Genomic DNA, 389 nt, shown 5'->3' with positions numbered 1-389 from the left:
CCACTGCACGATGCGCGCCCGGTCGGTGCCCATGTGGTTCTGGCAGGAGGTCTTCACGGGCCGCATGATCTCGCCGAAGCCCAGGGCCTTGAGCTTGTCGGCCGAGAGGTCCAGGTTCTCGAAGCCCCAGCGCACCTGCTCGGGCGTGAGCACCTTGCCCTTGCCGTACTTCTCCTGCGCGGCGCGGATCGCCTCCACCTGCAGCATCGAGATCATCATGCCGCGCGTGTGCGCCAGCGTGCCCACGCCCGCCGGCACGCCCGTGCCCTGGCCCTTGTCGTAGACGAACTTCTTCAGGTCGTCGTGCACCTTGTCCTTGGCGGCGCTGTTGTGGATGGTGATGGCGTTGTAGCCCTTGGCGCCCGCGCCGATGTCCTTCACGTCGTGGT

General features: G+C 67.1%; 1 pseudogene. It reads right to left on the bottom strand.

The annotated features are described in order from the left end of the window. Positions 1-389: pseudogene (locus IM725_RS20200) on the bottom strand (ABC transporter substrate-binding protein); the annotation flags it as partial.

Origin of the sequence: Ramlibacter aquaticus, assembly GCF_015159745.1 — a bacterium.
Taxonomy (GTDB): Bacteria; Pseudomonadota; Gammaproteobacteria; order Burkholderiales; family Burkholderiaceae_C; genus Ramlibacter; species Ramlibacter aquaticus.
Note: the sequence above shows the minus strand (reverse complement) of the source record. Positions and strands in the feature narration are given on the sequence as shown.